This window comes from Cupriavidus sp. 01L45, from assembly GCF_056399885.1.
The window spans coordinates 44,652-59,474 of the sequence record NZ_JBFTSG010000025.1 but is presented as its reverse complement, the minus strand read 5'-3'; the positions used below and the strand labels follow the sequence as shown (position 1 = coordinate 59,474).

At 66.6% G+C, this 14,823-nt stretch carries 13 protein-coding genes; 6 read left to right on the top strand and 7 right to left on the bottom strand.

The features are described from left to right. Positions 1-6: 6 nt before the first annotated feature. Both AC1DT6_RS18480 and AC1DT6_RS18475 read right to left on the bottom strand, forming a co-directional pair. Positions 7-669, bottom strand: coding sequence for a response regulator (locus AC1DT6_RS18480; protein ID WP_035865578.1), 663 nt, complete (start codon positions 667-669; stop codon positions 7-9). Next, a complete protein-coding gene (locus tag AC1DT6_RS18475) occupies positions 666-2,072 on the bottom strand; it encodes a cache domain-containing protein (protein WP_441634303.1) in 1,407 nt (468 codons plus the stop codon). Before AC1DT6_RS18475 ends, AC1DT6_RS18480 begins: the two co-directional genes overlap by 4 nt. Positions 2,073-2,465: 393 nt before the next feature. Between AC1DT6_RS18475 and AC1DT6_RS18470 the strand changes: the two genes are divergently transcribed. The 3 genes from AC1DT6_RS18470 to AC1DT6_RS18460 all read left to right on the top strand — a co-directional run bounded on the left by AC1DT6_RS18470 (position 2,466) and on the right by AC1DT6_RS18460 (position 5,425). Next, the gene (locus AC1DT6_RS18470) at positions 2,466-4,538 is read left to right on the top strand and encodes a carbon starvation CstA family protein (RefSeq protein WP_441634301.1); all 2,073 of its coding nucleotides are present in this window, start codon (positions 2,466-2,468) and stop codon (positions 4,536-4,538) included. A gap of 58 nt (positions 4,539-4,596) precedes the next feature. Further along, entirely contained in the window at positions 4,597-4,791 is a 195-nt protein-coding gene (locus AC1DT6_RS18465) for a YbdD/YjiX family protein (RefSeq protein WP_013958452.1), read from the top strand. Positions 4,792-4,948: 157 nt separating this feature from the next. Then, positions 4,949-5,425: a hypothetical protein gene (locus AC1DT6_RS18460; protein ID WP_477103009.1), complete on the top strand. Its 477-nt coding sequence runs from the start codon at positions 4,949-4,951 to the stop codon at positions 5,423-5,425. Positions 5,426-5,821: 396 nt separating this feature from the next. On the opposite strand, the gene AC1DT6_RS18455 is transcribed toward AC1DT6_RS18460, so the two are convergent. Continuing rightward, positions 5,822-6,127, bottom strand: a complete 306-nt coding sequence (locus tag AC1DT6_RS18455) for a hypothetical protein (RefSeq protein WP_441637266.1) — start codon at positions 6,125-6,127, stop codon at positions 5,822-5,824. Between the two features lie 192 nt (positions 6,128-6,319). On the opposite strand from AC1DT6_RS18455, the gene AC1DT6_RS18450 reads away from it, so the two are divergent. Further along, a complete protein-coding gene (locus AC1DT6_RS18450) occupies positions 6,320-7,222 on the top strand; it encodes a LysR family transcriptional regulator (protein WP_045241972.1) in 903 nt (300 codons plus the stop codon). A 63-nt stretch (positions 7,223-7,285) separates the two neighbouring features. Here AC1DT6_RS18450 and AC1DT6_RS18445 read toward each other — a convergent pair whose 3' ends face one another. The 4 genes from AC1DT6_RS18445 to AC1DT6_RS18430 all read right to left on the bottom strand — a co-directional run bounded on the left by AC1DT6_RS18445 (position 7,286) and on the right by AC1DT6_RS18430 (position 13,007). After that, the gene (locus AC1DT6_RS18445; protein ID WP_441637268.1) at positions 7,286-9,970 is read right to left on the bottom strand and encodes a DNA topoisomerase III; all 2,685 of its coding nucleotides are present in this window, start codon (positions 9,968-9,970) and stop codon (positions 7,286-7,288) included. Between the two features lie 214 nt (positions 9,971-10,184). Next, complete coding sequence (locus tag AC1DT6_RS18440; protein ID WP_441637272.1) at positions 10,185-10,601, bottom strand: thioredoxin family protein; 417 nt, start codon at positions 10,599-10,601, stop codon at positions 10,185-10,187. Between the two features lie 94 nt (positions 10,602-10,695). Beyond that, positions 10,696-11,838, bottom strand: coding sequence for a DNA-processing protein DprA (gene dprA, locus AC1DT6_RS18435; protein WP_441637270.1), 1,143 nt, complete (start codon positions 11,836-11,838; stop codon positions 10,696-10,698). Next, positions 11,835-13,007, bottom strand: coding sequence for a LysM peptidoglycan-binding domain-containing protein (locus AC1DT6_RS18430; RefSeq protein ID WP_441637274.1), 1,173 nt, complete (start codon positions 13,005-13,007; stop codon positions 11,835-11,837). Before AC1DT6_RS18430 ends, dprA begins: the two co-directional genes overlap by 4 nt. A gap of 162 nt (positions 13,008-13,169) precedes the next feature. Here AC1DT6_RS18430 and def point away from each other — a divergent pair, with 162 nt between their 5' ends. After that, complete coding sequence (gene def / locus AC1DT6_RS18425; protein WP_441632555.1) at positions 13,170-13,685, top strand: peptide deformylase; 516 nt, start codon at positions 13,170-13,172, stop codon at positions 13,683-13,685. A gap of 110 nt (positions 13,686-13,795) precedes the next feature. Then, complete coding sequence (gene fmt, locus AC1DT6_RS18420; protein ID WP_477103008.1) at positions 13,796-14,809, top strand: methionyl-tRNA formyltransferase; 1,014 nt, start codon at positions 13,796-13,798, stop codon at positions 14,807-14,809. Positions 14,810-14,823: the final 14 nt, after the last annotated feature.

The window sequence follows — 14,823 nt, the reverse complement described above, 5'->3', positions numbered from 1 at the left end:
GCAGCGTCAGCCCGGGCTGCCGCCCTGCGCATCGCCATGCTCCACGGCATATTTCACCAGTTCCGCGCGGCCTTCGATGCCGAGCTTGCGCCGCAGGTTGAGCCGGTGCGTCTCGATGGTGCGCACCGACACGCCGAGCGCCGCGGCGATGTCCTTGTTGGCCTGCCCCTGGCCGATGCAGTTGAAGATATCCCGCTCGCGCGGAGTGAGCGCGTCGAGCGGGCCGGCGGCAGGCGTCTGCTCGGCCATGCTGCGGGCGATGCGCGCGCTGTAGAAGACGCGTCCGGCCAGCACCGCGGCAATGGCGGCCATCAGCTCGTCGGCCGGCGCATCCTTGAGCACATAGCCGCGCGCGCCGGCACGGATCGCCTGGCGCACGTATTCGAGGTTGTCATGCATCGACACGATCAGCACGGCCAGTTCGGGATAGTCCTCGTGCAGAGCGGCAGCCAGCGCGATGCCGCCCATGCCCCGCATGCCGATATCGGTGATGACCAGGTCCGGCATGCGCTCGGCGCCGGCGTGCGCCAGCCAGGCCAGCGCGGCTTCGCCGTCGTCGGCTTCGCCCACTACCGCGAGTTCGGGCTGCAGGCCCAGGCGCATGCGCATGCCGTCGCGCACCAGCGCATGGTCGTCGATCAGCAGGACACGGGCGGGTGCATGGCTCATGAGTGTGTAGTTCCAGGTAAGTCTTGGGGGGCCTGCCGCGATGGGGCGGGCACGACCGGCACCGCGGCGTGCAGCCGGGTCGTGCCCGGCGCGGAGACGATATCGAACTCGCCGCCCAGCGCGGCAATGCGTTCGCGCAGATTGCGCAGGCCAATGCCGCGCTTGGGATCATGCTGCATGCGCGCCACGTCGAAGCCGGCGCCGTCATCCTGCACCGTCAGCCGGGTAGCGTTGGCGTCGAACGCCAGCACCAGGGTGACATGGCGCGCATGCGCGTGACGCTCCACATTGGTAAGCGCCTCCTGGGCGATGCGGAACAGCGCGGTGGCCTGCTCGTCGGCCAGTTCGCGCGGCTTGCCGGTACGCGATACCGTGATCTGCAGCCCGCTGCCCTCCTGCATCTCGCGAGCGAGATGCTCAAGCGCGGCGAACAGGCCGAGGTCGTCCAGCAGGGCGGGGCGCAGGTTGCGAGCCACCCTGCGCACTTCATTGAACACGGTGTCCAGACGGACCAGCGCCGTGCCAAGCACGGGCGCAACCGAGGTGCCCTCTGCCGGCGCCATGCGCAGGCGGTTGGCGGCGGTCTCCAGCAGCAACTTGACCGACACCAGCAGTTGGCTGATGCCGTCATGCAGTTCGCGAGACAGGCGCGCGCGTTCCTCCTCCTGCGACTGCACCACGCGCTGCGCCAGTTGCCGGAGCTTGGCGTCGGCCTCGCGGTGCTCGCTGACGTTGAGGGCGAGCCCGCTGGCGGCGACCAGCAGGATGCTGATGGCGGCGATCACGCCGATCCACGCCATGGTTTCCCGGATGTCGGTCTCCGCCCGCGCATCCAGCTGGCGCAGCGTGCGCTCGACGTCGTCGAGGTAAATGCCCGTGCCCAACATCCAGTTCCATTCCGGCACGGCGACCACATAGCCAAGCTTGGGGGCCAGTTGCTGCGAGGAGGGCTTCTTCCACTGGTAACGCACCGACCCGCCGCCCGCCCGGGCCGCCGCGATCAGCTTCTGGATGGTGAGAGCGCCCTGCGGGTCACGCATGCTCCACAAATCCTGCCCCACCAGCTCGGGCTGGCGTGGGTGCATCAGGTTGCGGCCCTGCATGTCGTAGAGGAAAAAATAGCCATCGGGACCGTAGTCGAGGCGCGCCAGCGCCTGCATGGCGGCATCGCGCGTGGCGGCATCGATGCGGCCGGAATGCACCATCGGCGCAATCGCGCTTTGCGCCAGTTCCACGTAGTGGCGCAGCTCGGTTTCCTTGCTTTGCAGGTAGGCTGCCTCGACCAGCACGCGCTCATGGCGGGCCAGTTCGCTGGCCTGGTAGCGCACGGCCAGGGCGATGCCGAGCATGGCGACGGCGAGCGGCGCGACGGCCAGCAACAGGATTTTTTGACGGAGTTTCATCGGTACCGGGGTAAACACGGATAACGCGCAAGCGGCATGTGATCGTCGATCTGCGTAGTAACACGCAGCGCCGCTGCGTAGTTCCGCGCTTGTGCCGCCAGGGACGGGTGTCAATACTACACGCCGGACGCGCGATCTCTGCCCGGCAGTGGTTTGCATGCGTCCTGCGCAGTGGGTGCGCCCAGCGACAAAGCTGTTTGCATCGCCCGCCTGCGACGACGGAACCGGAACTTGCGAGACATACCGGGCGCCGGCGAAAGATCTGGCAGGGAACAGCTTGTGCCGCCCGCCTCCCTTCGCCCGCCGCCGCCAGGGACACCAACCGCGTGTCCCGCTTGCTTGCCTGCCCTGCCGCCGCTGGCTCCCAATAAATGGTCTGAGGAGATCCTCATCATGAATCGCATCGGGCAACACCTGGTGTGGCTGGCCGTCGCCATCCTTGGCGCCTTCGCCTTTGCCACCGTTGCACTGTCTCGCGGCGAAGCCGTCAGTGCCTTGTGGATCGTGGTCGCCGCGGTCTGTATCTATCTGATCGCCTACCGCTACTACAGCAAGTTCATCGCCGAAAAGGTGATGCAGCTGGATCCCAAACGCATGACGCCAGCCTGGCGCCACAACGACGGGCTGGACTACGTGCCGACCAACAAGGCCGTGCTGTTCGGCCACCACTTTGCCGCCATCGCCGGCGCCGGCCCGCTGGTGGGCCCGGTGCTTGCGGCGCAGATGGGCTACATGCCGGGCATGCTGTGGATCCTGGCCGGCGTGGTGTTTGCCGGCGCGGTACAGGACTTCATGGTGCTGTTCATCTCCACGCGCCGCGACGGCCGCTCGCTGGGCGACCTGATCAAGTCCGAAATGGGCACGATACCCGGCATGATCGCGTTGTTCGGCTGCTTCATGATCATGATCATCATCCTGGCGGTGCTGGCGCTGATCGTGGTGAAGGCGCTGGCGGACTCGCCCTGGGGCACCTTCACGGTGGCGGTGACGATTCCCATCGCCCTTTTCATGGGGATCTACACGCGCTACATCCGCCCGGGCCGCATCGGCGAAGTGTCGGTAATCGGTTTCGTGCTGCTGATGCTCGCCATCATCGGCGGCCAGTATGTGCATGAAAGCGCCGTGCTGGCGCCGCTGTTCACCTACGACGGCAAGGCGCTCACGTGGATGCTGATCATCTACGGTTTTATCGCCGCCGTGCTGCCGGTGTGGCTGCTGCTGGCCCCGCGCGACTATCTGTCCACCTTCCTGAAAATCGGCACCATCATCGCGCTGGCCATCGGCATCCTGATCGTGGCGCCGGAGCTGAAGATGCCGGCGTTCACGCAGTTCGCCAAGGGCGGCGGGCCGGTGTGGTCGGGCAACCTGTTCCCGTTCCTCTTCATCACCATCGCCTGCGGCGCGGTATCGGGCTTCCACGCGCTGATCTCGTCGGGCACCACGCCCAAGCTGCTGGAAAGCGAAGCGCATATGCGCTTTATCGGGTACGGCGCGATGCTGGCCGAGTCCTTCGTCGCCATCATGGCGCTGGTGGCCGCCTCGGTGATCGAACCGGGCGTGTACTTCGCCATGAACAGCCCGGCGGCCGTGATCGGCACCTCGCCGGAATCCGTGGCCCAGGTGGTATCTGGCTGGGGCTTCGTCATCACCCCGGACGTGCTGATCCAGACCGCCAAGGATGTCGGCGAAAACACCATCATCTCGCGTGCCGGCGGTGCGCCGACGCTGGCGGTGGGCATCGCCCACATCCTGCACCAGGTGGTGGGCGGCCAGGCCATGATGGCGTTCTGGTACCACTTCGCCATCCTGTTCGAGGCGCTGTTCATCCTGACCGCGGTGGATGCGGGCACCCGTGCCGGCCGTTTCATGCTGCAGGACCTGCTGGGCAGCTTCGTGCCCTCGTTCCGCCGCACCGACTCGCTGCCGGCCAACCTGATCGCCACGGCGCTGACCGTGTCGTTCTGGGGCTACTTCCTGTACCAGGGCGTGGTTGACCCGCTGGGCGGGATCAACACGTTGTGGCCGCTGTTCGGCATCTCCAACCAGATGCTGGCCGCGGTGGCGCTGGTGCTCGGTACCTGCGTGCTGGTGAAGATGAAGCGCGGGCAGTACGCCTGGGTTACCCTGGTGCCCACCATCTGGCTACTGATCTGCACGCTGACCGCCGGCTGGCAAAAGCTGTTCGACGCCGATCCCAAGGTCAGCTTCCTGACCCACGCGGCCAAGTTCAGCGACGCCATCGCCCAGGGCAAGGTACTGGCGCCGGCCAAGTCGATGGAGCAGATGCACCGAATCGTCTTCAACGATTACCTGGACGCCGGCCTGTGCGCGCTGTTCATGTTCGTGGTGCTGTCGATCGTGTTCTACGGTTTCAAGACCGCCATGAAGGCCCGCGCGGTGAACCGCCCGACCGACCGCGAGACGCCGTTCGAACCGATGCCGGCTTCGGCCTCGGCGCAGTCCTGAGTTCGCGCGGCAGCCACTGGCAAGCGCAAACCCGATATTTGGAAACAGGAGATCCAGCATGCTTGAGCAACTTGGAACCATGGGACGCTACCTGGGCCAGTCCCTGCGCCTGATGGTGGGTTTGCCGGACTACCAGACCTATGTGGCCCATATGGAGTCAACCCACCCCGACCGCGAGCCCATGAGCTACGAGGCATTCTTCCGCGAACGCCAGGAAGCGCGTTACGGCGGCGGGCAGGGCAAGTGCTGCTGAACCGCATGATATCCACGTAACATCGTGGACGGGCCGCCCCAAAAGGCGGCCCGTTTTACGTTTCCCCAGGGGTTACAGGGCCTTACACGTGGTTACAGCAAGTCCGGAGCGACTTCTCTACACTTGCGCCATCGTTGCTAACCCAAGGAAAAAGAACATGTCTCGCCACACCGTTCGCAGTTTCACCCTGGCCATCGCCCTGGCGGCATCCGCGCTGCCGGTGTTCGCGGGCGATATGAACAATGCCCTCGGCGGCGCGCTCGGCGGTGTCGCCGGGGCGGCGGTGGGCGGCGCGCTTGGCGGCTCGACCGGTGCCGTGATCGGCGGCGCGGTAGGCGGCGGCGCTGGCGGCGCGGTCACCTCCAACCGGCGCGAGCGCACCGGTGCCATCATCGGTGGCGCGCTGGGCGGCGGCGCGGGTACGGCAGCAGGCAACGCCATGGGCGGGCGCACCGGCGGCCTGCTGGGTGCCGCGGTAGGTGGCGGCGCTGGCGCCGCACTAGGCGGCAACGTCTCGCGCAGCAACTCCTATGCGGACGAGCGCGCCCGCGGTTATCGCGACGACCGCTATTACCGCAGCGGCTACAAGCGCAAGCATGGCCGTGGCCACTACCATCACGATCACGACGACTGATCGGCCTGGTGGGGCCGTTGCCCCGCGCGCAGGCGGCCGGTGTGCAATGCCGGCAGGAAAACGGGCCATTCGCGGCCCGTTTTTTTATGCCCGCGAGGCCCGTCAGCAGAGATTTCAGGAAAGAGGACAAGGCAAGGGATGAGCATCGGGGCGTATGATGCATCACCTGCAGGCTACGTCCGTAGCAGGACACCACGCGGACGGGATAGTAGGGCAGGGGCAATGCCGGACAATGAGGTGCCCAAAAACAAACATGCCCGTACCGGCGCGGTACGGGCATGTCCTCCGGTTAGTACGGGGAGAGAGCTTCCGCTCCCTCCCCGTCGGCCTGTGGAGATCAGCCGAAAGGGGTGAAAACCGCCGGCAGAGACGATGCCTGCCGGCTGGCCAGCGGCCTTACAGGCTTGCTGCGCCGTCGCTGAACACGTCGAACTTGCCGGCCTTGGCGCCGTCGGTGTACGGGTCGAACTTGCCGGCGCGGGCGCCATCGGTGAATGCGTCGAACTTGCCGGCGCGGGCACCGTCGGTGAAGCTGTCAAACTTGCCGGCCCTGCCGCCGTTGCTGTAAACCGAGGTCTGGGTGGCGCGGGCGCCATCGGTATAGGGGTCGAACTTGCCGGTCTTGGCGAAAGCGGGCGCGGCGGTCAGGGCAGCGGCGAGCGTGGCGGCAGCGGCGATCAGGGCGTAACGTTGGTTTTTCATGATTGAGTCCTTTCCACAGGCAGGATGCCTTGTCTTCTCAGCAGCCTTCGCTGCAATGCGGCATCCGATGGCTCCATATTAGGTATTTCCCTGATATGAATAAAGATTGCCCCCGACAATGATTAGTTGTAGTTTTAACAATAAATAACCCACTTCTCGTAAAAGTTCGCGGGCAAGACTGGAGACTATGTCATGGACCGGCTGCAATCGATGCGCGTCTTTTCCAAAGTGGTCGAGCTGGGCAGCTTTGCTCGTGCAGCGCAACAACTGGAAATGTCCAATGCGGTGGTGACGCGTTATGTGGCCGACCTGGAGAGCCACCTGGGCACCCGGCTGCTCAATCGCACTACCCGCAGCCTGTCGCTGACCGACGCCGGCGAAACCTACCTGCAGCGTTGCCAGCAGATCCTGGAAGACGTGGAGGAGGCCGAATCGGTAGTGACGGCGCGCAGCCAGTCGCTCTCGGGCACACTGCGGCTGGTGGCGCCGGTGATGTTCGGCCTGCACCTGCTCCCGGCCACGCTGGCGCGTTTTCAGGCCCTGTACCCCGAAGTGGTGTTCGATGTGCTCTTATCGGACCGTATCGTCGATATCGTGGAAGAGGGCCGCGACGTAGGCGTGGTGTTGTCTGACCTGGGGTTGGGCTCGCACCTGGTGGCGCGCCCGCTGATCTCGGCAGAGATCATCCTGTGCGCCTCGCCAGGCTATCTGCGCCAGCACCCGCCGCTGCGCCACGCGCACGAACTGGCCAACCACCGCTGTATCGCGATGCGGATTCCCACCGCGGAGCATGAATGGACGCTGTCGGGGCCGGAGGGCGAGGTGACGGTGCCGATCCGGCCTGGCCTGCTGTGCAGCAATGCCGAGCTGGCGCACCAGGCGGCGCTGGCCGATATGGGGGTGGCGATGCTGTCTGCCTATCTGGCGCGGCCGAATATCGAATCAGGGCGGTTGACGCACATCCTCCAGCAATACCGACTGCCTCGGCGCGATGTCAGCGTGGTCTATCCCAGCCGCAAGTTCCTGCCGACCAAGGTCCGCGCCTTTATCGACTTCCTGCTGGAAGAAGGCAAGATCCGCGGCAACGATCAGTAAAGGATCGAGACTGGCGCAAGGACAGGATTCGCGGAACCGGCGCGAAGCCGGTTCCGCGGCGGCTCACTCCTCGGCGTCGGCGGTGGCCTCGCCGCCGGCGCGCGACTTGCCGGTAGCACGCTTGGCCGCCGGCGCCTTGGCTGCGGCCTTCTTGGCTGCGGGCGCCTTCTTCACGGCAGCCGCCTTCTTGGCTGGTGCCTTGGCCTTGCTCGCCGTTTCAGCGTCCTGAACGTCCTCGCCGCCCGCCTTGGCGGAAGCGGTCTTGGCAGCCGTCTTCGCACCTGCCTTGGGCTCGCGGGCTTCGAACTCGAAGCCGATCTTGCCATCAGGCTGCTTGACCAGGAAGGCCTTGAAATTGCGCCCGGTGCGCGATGACTTGAATCCCGTCAGCAAATCCGTGCGTCCCGCGCCCAGCAGCTTGCCGATCTGCTCGCGCGAGATCTCCTGCTGCAGGATGATCTTGCCAGTCGTGAAGTCGCAAGACTTGGGACTGGCAACCGAGTTCTCGCACACGTACTTCATGCCATGCTCGAACACCGAGCCACTGCACTTGGGACAGGTGCCAACCGGTTCCTGGCCGCTGAAATCGACCGGCTCGCCATCGTTATCGTCGTCGTTCTGGCCGAAGTCGAATTCCATCTTGTAATGGCCTTCGTCGTCCTTGCCCAGCTTCAGGATGGCGGCGAAGGGCCGGCCCATCTTGCTGCGGAAGCCTTGCAGCGGACCGATTTCCTTCTTCAGCAGCAGCTCTTCGACCTCGTCGATCTCGAACTGGCGGCCGCCCGGGATCTTGCTGATCGAGAACTCGCAAGCGGTGCAGGCAAAGCGGCGGTAGTTCTCCTTGACCTGGCTGCCGCACTGCGGGCACGGCGTGGCCAGCGTGGCGTAGTCGCCCGGGATGGTGTCGCTGTCGTACTCCTTGGCGCGCTTGACAATCTGCTGCGTCATCTGCGCGATCTCGCGCATGAACTCGTCGCGCTTGAGGCCGCCGCGCTCGATCTGCGACAGCTTGTGCTCCCATTCACCGGTCAGCTCAGCCTGGGTCAGTTCGAGCACGCCCAGGCCTCGCAGCAGCGTCATCAGCTGGAAGGCCTTGGCGGTGGGGATCAGTTCGCGGCCCTCGCGCACCAGGTATTTCTCGGCGAGCAGGCCTTCGATGATGGCCGCGCGCGTGGCTGGCGTGCCCAGGCCCTTGCCGGCCATGGCCTCGCGCAGCGCGTCGTCGTCCACCAGCTTGCCTGCGCCTTCCATGGCGGAGAGCAGCGTGGCTTCGTTGTATCGCGCCGGCGGCTTGGTGGTCAGGCCAAAGCTGTCGACCTTGTCGACCTTGACGCGCTCGTCCTTGGCCACCGCCACCAGGTTGGCGTCGTCGCCTTGGGCTTCGCGGCCATAGACCACCAGCCAGCCCGGATTGACCAGGACCTTGCCCTCGGTCTTGAAATGATGGCCGGCCACTTCGGTAATCCGCGTGGTGACCTGGAACTCGGCCGCCGGGAAGAACACCGCCAGGAAGCGGCGCACCACCAGGTCATACAGCTTCTGCTCCGGCTCCGAGAGGTTCTTCGGGGCCTGCAGCGTCGGGATGATAGCGAAGTGATCGCTGATCTTGCTGTTGTCGAAGATCTTCTTGTTCGGCTTGACCCAGCCGCTCGCCAGCACCTTCTTGGCATGCGGCAGGTAGTTGGGCGAGCTCTCGGCAAGCATGTCCATGGTCTGCTTGACCGTGTCCATGTAGTCCTCTGGCAGCGCGCGCGCGTCGGTACGCGGGTAGGTCAGCACCTTGTGCTTTTCGTACAGCGCCTGCGCCAGGCCAAGCGTGTTCTTGGCCGAGAAACCGAAACGCGAGTTGGCCTCGCGCTGCAGCGTGGTCAGGTCGAACAGCGCCGGCGACTGCTGCGTGGAAGGCTTGGACTCTTCGGTGACGGTGCCGGTCTTGTCACGGCAGGCCGCCACGATGCTCTTGGCTTCGGCCTCGCTCCACAGGCGCGACTCGCGCGCCTCGGGATCGAACTCGTTCTTCTTGAACTTGGGATCGAACCAGCGCCCTTCGTACAGGCCGGCGGCGGCGATGAACTCGGCGCGCACTTCCCAGTAATCGCGCGGGACAAACTTCTTGATCTTCTCCTCGCGCTCCACCACGATCGACAGGGTAGGGGTCTGCACCCGGCCAACTGTGGTCAGGAAGAAGCCGCCGCCCTTGCTGTTGAAGGCGGTCATGGCGCGCGTGCCGTTGATACCCACCAGCCAGTCGGCCTCGGAGCGGCAGCGCGCGGCATCGGCCAGCGGCATCATGTCGGCGTCGTCGCGCAGGCGCGCGAAGCCGTCGCGGATTGCCTGCGGCGTCATCGACTGCAGCCACAGGCGCTGCACCGGCTGCTTGGCCTTGGCATGCTGCTGGATCAGGCGGAAGATCAGCTCCCCTTCGCGCCCCGCGTCGCAGGCGTTGACCAGGGCGGTGACATCCTTGCGCTTGATCAGGCGATTGAGCACCTTCAGGCGCGATTCGGTCTTGGCGATCGGGCGCAAATCGAAGTGCGGGGGAATCACCGGCAGGTTGGCGAAGCTCCACTTGCCTCGCTTGACCTCGTATTCGTCCGGGGCGGCAATCTCAACCAGGTGGCCGACGGCCGACGAAAGTACGTAATCATCACTTTCGAAGTATTCGTCATGCTTGGTAAAGCCCCCGAGGGCACGGGCTATATCGGCAGCAACCGATGGCTTTTCCGCGATGATGAGGGCTTTTGACATGGATCGGGTCCTTGCTGGCCGCACTCTGGCGGCCTGCGAATTATTGCCACTAAGGGCTCTGCACTATATGTAAACAGCGAGCTCGGGGCTTTGAGGCGCCAATAATAAGCGCGGTTCCGACGGCGGTGCAAGCAAGCACGCCGCCGGCGCCTTCGTCAAACAGCCGTTGCCAGCATGCGGGCCAGGCCCGGTGCGGTTGCTGTCGGTTCTTTTTTCAATGCGAATCCAGGCCGTCGCCGGCACCCTGCGCCAGCCAGTCCAGCACTTCCGGCACCTCGGCCCCGGCCGCCACCGGCATGGCGGCGCCGCGCGCCAGCATACGCTCAAGCACCTCGATATGCGGCAACAGCGTACCGTAGAACTGCGGCCGGCCCCCTGCGGCCGGCTGCACCAGCACCGTGGGAAAGTTGTCGATGTCGAGGTCGCCCAGCCGGTCGGCATGGGTTTCGATATCGATCCACACGAAGCAATCGCCGGAAAAGCGCGCCGCCAGGGATGTGAACGCCTCCTGGTAGGTCTCGCAGGTGCCGCACCAGGCCGCGCACAGGCACGCGACCAGGCGGCCTTGCGGACGCGCTGCCAGCGCCTGGGCGATCGCGCCCGGGTCCTGCTCCGGAAAGTAAACGGTCATGGCGGGATAAACATGAGCCTTTTCAGGCACGGGAAATCGTTTGATTGTAGCGGTCGCGGGGAAAACCGTGCTTCGACCGGCCTTGCGGCACCCACTAGCTTACCCGGCGATAGAAATTGCCCGGCAGCCGCTCCACGGCGCCCGCCAGTTCCAGGTTCAGCAGGACGGCTGCCACCTGCTCGGGTGGCAGGGCGGTGCGGGCGCACAGTGCATCGAGCGTGACGGGATCGTGGGTAAGCGTGAGGCCGAGGACATCGTCCAGTGCCGGCATCGGCGCAGGCAACACGGTCCGGACACCGGCGCCGCCCCAACCGAGTTCCTCCAGCACATCGTGCGCGGTTTCCACCAGCTTGGCGCCCTGGCGTATCAGCAGGTGGCAGCCCTTGGACAGCGGCGCATGGATCGAGCCGGGAATGGCGTAGACCTCGCGCCCTATTTCGGCGGCCAGCCGCGCCGTGATCAGCGACCCCGAGCGCGCCGCCGCCTCCACCACCAGCACGCCGCGCGCCAGCGCCGCGATGATGCGGTTGCGCTGGGGGAAATGATGACTGCGCCCCGGCGCGCCGAGCGGAAACTCGCTGACGATGGCGCCATGGGTGGCAATGCGGTGGGCCAGCTCGCGATGGCGGGCGGGATAGACCAGGTCGGCACCCGTGCCGATCACCGCCACGGTGCCGCCGATGCCCGCCAGCGCGCCGTCATGGGCAGCGCCATCGATCCCCAGCGCCAGCCCCGACACCACGGCCAGCCCGGCATCGGACAGCACGCGGGCGAAGCGCCGCGCATCTTCCACGCCCTGCACCGTGGCGCTGCGCGCACCGACCATGGCGACGGCCGGAGCGCCAAGCGCGTCCAGCCGGCCTTTGATGTACAGCACCAGCGGGGGGTCGGAAAGGTCCAGCAAGGGGCGGGGATAGGCTGCGTCGGCCAGCGTCACCACATGGTTGCCGGGCTCGGCGGCCCAGGCCACGGTACGCTCGACCAGCGCCATGGTGGTAGCGTCGGGCGGGGCCAGCAAGGCGCTCGCTTGCTTCTCGGGGATGACCGCCGCCAGCGCGCTGACGCTCTGCGCCAGCAGTTGCCGCGGCAGCCCGAAGACGGCCAGCAACTGGCGCAGGGCGCCCGTACCGAGGCCGCGCGCGCCCGTCAGCCGCAGCCACGCCTCGATGTCCGCGGCGTCGCGCGTGGTGGCCGGCGCCTGCACCGGACCGGCGCAGGCTGCTGCTGGCCTGGTCAACGTGGCGAGGTCACGCGGTCGCCAACCTCGATCGCGTTCGTGGCATCGGTGACCAGGGCATAGGCCACACCGGGGAACACCCGGAACACGAAGGCCAGGCCGTAGCGCTCGTCGGGCAGCAGGATGGGGCGATTGCCGTCGGTACGATCGGGCACCAACTGGCCGGCGCGGGAAAGCGCAACCACGTGGCCTGGCTCAAGGCCCGCGGTGGTGCCGAGGTTGAGCACCACCACCTGCTTGGCGCCGCCAAACTGCACGCCGCCATAGACCGCCGCGATGCGGCCATCGAGCGCGACTTCCGGGGCGCGGGGCACATAGCGCACCGGCTCGCGCGCGGGCTGGGGCATCAGCAAGGTGCCGGTGCCCATCTCCTGCTGCGCCTGTGTCACCTTGATGGTGGTCACCGCGTCGAAGCCTTCCGGATGGCGCGACACGCGGACATTGCCCTGGTATTCGGCCTCGTAGCCCAGCACAACACCGCTGACGGGGTCCTTGATCGGCTTGACCGGCTTGAAGGCCTGCCAGTCGCTGCCGATCACCGCCTCGGGCGGGGCGATGCCGCGCGCATAGGCGATGTCGCCCATGGCCAGGTAGACCCGCGACTCGGGCAGGGCGAAGATGCGCGCCGAGGTCTCCAGCGTGCCTTGGTCCACCACCAGCGGGCGGATCAGGAAGGACTCGATGTCCTTGGCGGGAATGCTGGCGATGGCGCCTTCCGGGCCACCCTCGCCGCGCACGCCCGGCGTGAGGCGCACCGTGCCGCCGGCGTCCGGGCTGGTCGAGAGCCAGGCGCGTCCGTCGCGCTGAATCAGGTACAGGACCTGGCCGGGATAGATCAGGTGAGGATTGTGGATCTGCTGCCGGTTCATGCCCCACAGCTCGGGCCAGCGCCAGGGCTGGCGCAGGAAGCGGCCCGATATGCCCCAGAGCGTGTCGCCACCGCGCACCACGTACTGCTGTGGCGCGTCCGGTGCCAGGTCGGTGGCGGGTATGCCTTGCTGCCCGGTGACAGTGGCCTGGGCCAGCTGGGCAGGGGTGACGGTAAGCTCAGCGGCATGGACTGGCGCCCCGGCGGCGGCAGTGATGCCAGCCGCACACAACATCAATCGGGCAAACGCGTGCAGCCTGCGGCCCGGCGCCGCCTGGTGTTCTTTGGTAAGATCGCGCATTTTCTCGAACCGGCTGGCAGAACAGCCGGATTGACCCTGGAGAGCGTGCCTGTTGCGGCGCGCCTTGAATTTTTGTACTTGCGCCCCGATTCTGCATGTAAACACCCGTAGCCGCAACGCGCGGGTCACATGTGTGAGCGGCAGGCGTTGCGCCCCAGCATCATGGCTAAACTCGATATCCTGACCTACCCCGATCCCCGCCTGCATACCGTGGCAAAACCGGTTGCCGTGGTGGACGACCGCATCCGCAAGCTGGTGCAGGACATGGCCGAGACCATGTACGAAGCACCGGGCATCGGCCTGGCCGCAACCCAGGTGGACGTGCACGAGCAGGTGGTGGTGATCGACATCTCCGAAACCCGCGACGCGCTGCAAGTCTTCATCAACCCGGAAATCGTCTGGTCCAGCGAGACCCGCAAGGTATCGGAAGAGGGCTGCCTGTCGGTGCCCGAGGTCTACGACCGCGTGGAACGCCCGGACCATGTGCGCGTGCGAGCCCTCAACGAAAAGGGCGAGAGCTTCGAGATCGAAGCCGACGATCTGCTGGCCGTGTGTATCCAGCACGAGATGGATCACCTCAAGGGCAAGGTCTTCGTCGAGTACCTGTCACCGCTCAAGCTTCAGCGTATCAAGTCCAAGCTGGTCAAGCTGCACAAGCGCGAACGCACCCGCATGTAAGGTAGCCGCGCCCGGACGCCCCGGCACCGGTCTGCTATCGTATTGCCTTCCCGATGAATCAAGTTGCCGGCCGCTGATGCGGCCGGTGCCGCTTTATGCCGGAGCGCGCCATGTCCCAAGCCGCAAGCCCAACCCAAGCGCTGCGCGTAGCCTTTGCCGGCACGCCCGAATTCGCCCGCGTGGCGCTCCAGGCCATCCATGAGGCCGGCTTCCCCGTCGTGGCCGTGCTCAGCCAGCCCGACCGCCCGGCGGGCCGCGGCATGCAGCTGCAGGCCAGCCCCGTCAAGCAGTACGCGCTGGAGCATGGTCTGGGCCCGGTGCTGCAGCCGCGGTCCCTGCGCCGCAACGGTAAGTACCCGGAGGAAGCCGGCGCCGCGGTGGATACGCTGGCGCAGCTTGCGCCGGACGTCATGGTAGTGGCCGCCTACGGCCTGATCCTGCCAGCCGAGGTGCTGGCGTTGCCGCGCCACGGCTGCCTCAATATCCATGCCTCGCTGCTGCCGCGCTGGCGCGGCGCGGCGCCCATCCATCGCGCCATCGAGGCCGGCGACGCGCAAACCGGCATCACGCTGATGCAGATGGACGAAGGCCTGGATACCGGCGCGATGATCCAGGGCGAAACGGTGCCGATCGGGCCCGACGACACCACCGGCACGCTGCACGACACGCTGGCCGCGCTGGGCGGCCGCATGGTGGTGGACGCGCTGCGCCGGCTCGCCGCTGGCCAGCCGCTGCCCGGCACGCCGCAGCCTGCCGAGGGCGTCACCTATGCCGAAAAGATCGCCAAGGAAGAAGCGCCGCTGGACCTGCGCCGCCCGGCCACGGCACTGGCCAGCCAGGTGCGCGCCTTCAATCCCTTCCCAGGCGCCACCGTGCAGGTCGGCCAGACCGTCATCAAGTGCTGGCAGGCCCAGGCGACGGAGGCCGTGCCCGGTCTGCGGCAGGCGCCGGGCACAGTGCTGGCCGCGGATGCCGACGGCGTGGTGATCGCCTGCGGTGAGGGCGCGCTGCGCGTGGCCGAGCTGCAGAAGCCGGGCGGCCGCAGGCTGCCGGCCCAGCAGTTCCTGCAGGGCATGCCGCTGCCGGCTGGCACCCGCTGCGCCGTGCCGGAAGGCACGGCATAACCGGCGCCTGCCCG

Bases quoted from the DNA above. Each gene is read 5' to 3' on its own strand.
- AC1DT6_RS18480 (WP_035865578.1), bottom strand. From the start codon at position 669: ATGAGCCATGCACCCGCCCGTGTCCTGCTGATCGACGACCATGCGCTG.
- AC1DT6_RS18475 (WP_441634303.1), bottom strand. From the start codon at position 2,072: ATGAAACTCCGTCAAAAAATCCTGTTGCTGGCCGTCGCGCCGCTCGCC.
- AC1DT6_RS18470 (WP_441634301.1), top strand. From the start codon at position 2,466: ATGAATCGCATCGGGCAACACCTGGTGTGGCTGGCCGTCGCCATCCTT.
- AC1DT6_RS18465 (WP_013958452.1), top strand. From the start codon at position 4,597: ATGCTTGAGCAACTTGGAACCATGGGACGCTACCTGGGCCAGTCCCTG.
- AC1DT6_RS18460 (WP_477103009.1), top strand. From the start codon at position 4,949: ATGTCTCGCCACACCGTTCGCAGTTTCACCCTGGCCATCGCCCTGGCG.
- AC1DT6_RS18455 (WP_441637266.1), bottom strand. From the start codon at position 6,127: ATGAAAAACCAACGTTACGCCCTGATCGCCGCTGCCGCCACGCTCGCC.
- AC1DT6_RS18450 (WP_045241972.1), top strand. From the start codon at position 6,320: ATGGACCGGCTGCAATCGATGCGCGTCTTTTCCAAAGTGGTCGAGCTG.
- AC1DT6_RS18445 (WP_441637268.1), bottom strand. From the start codon at position 9,970: ATGTCAAAAGCCCTCATCATCGCGGAAAAGCCATCGGTTGCTGCCGAT.
- AC1DT6_RS18440 (WP_441637272.1), bottom strand. From the start codon at position 10,601: ATGACCGTTTACTTTCCGGAGCAGGACCCGGGCGCGATCGCCCAGGCG.
- AC1DT6_RS18430 (WP_441637274.1), bottom strand. From the start codon at position 13,007: ATGCGCGATCTTACCAAAGAACACCAGGCGGCGCCGGGCCGCAGGCTG.
- def (WP_441632555.1), top strand. From the start codon at position 13,170: ATGGCTAAACTCGATATCCTGACCTACCCCGATCCCCGCCTGCATACC.
- fmt (WP_477103008.1), top strand. From the start codon at position 13,796: ATGTCCCAAGCCGCAAGCCCAACCCAAGCGCTGCGCGTAGCCTTTGCC.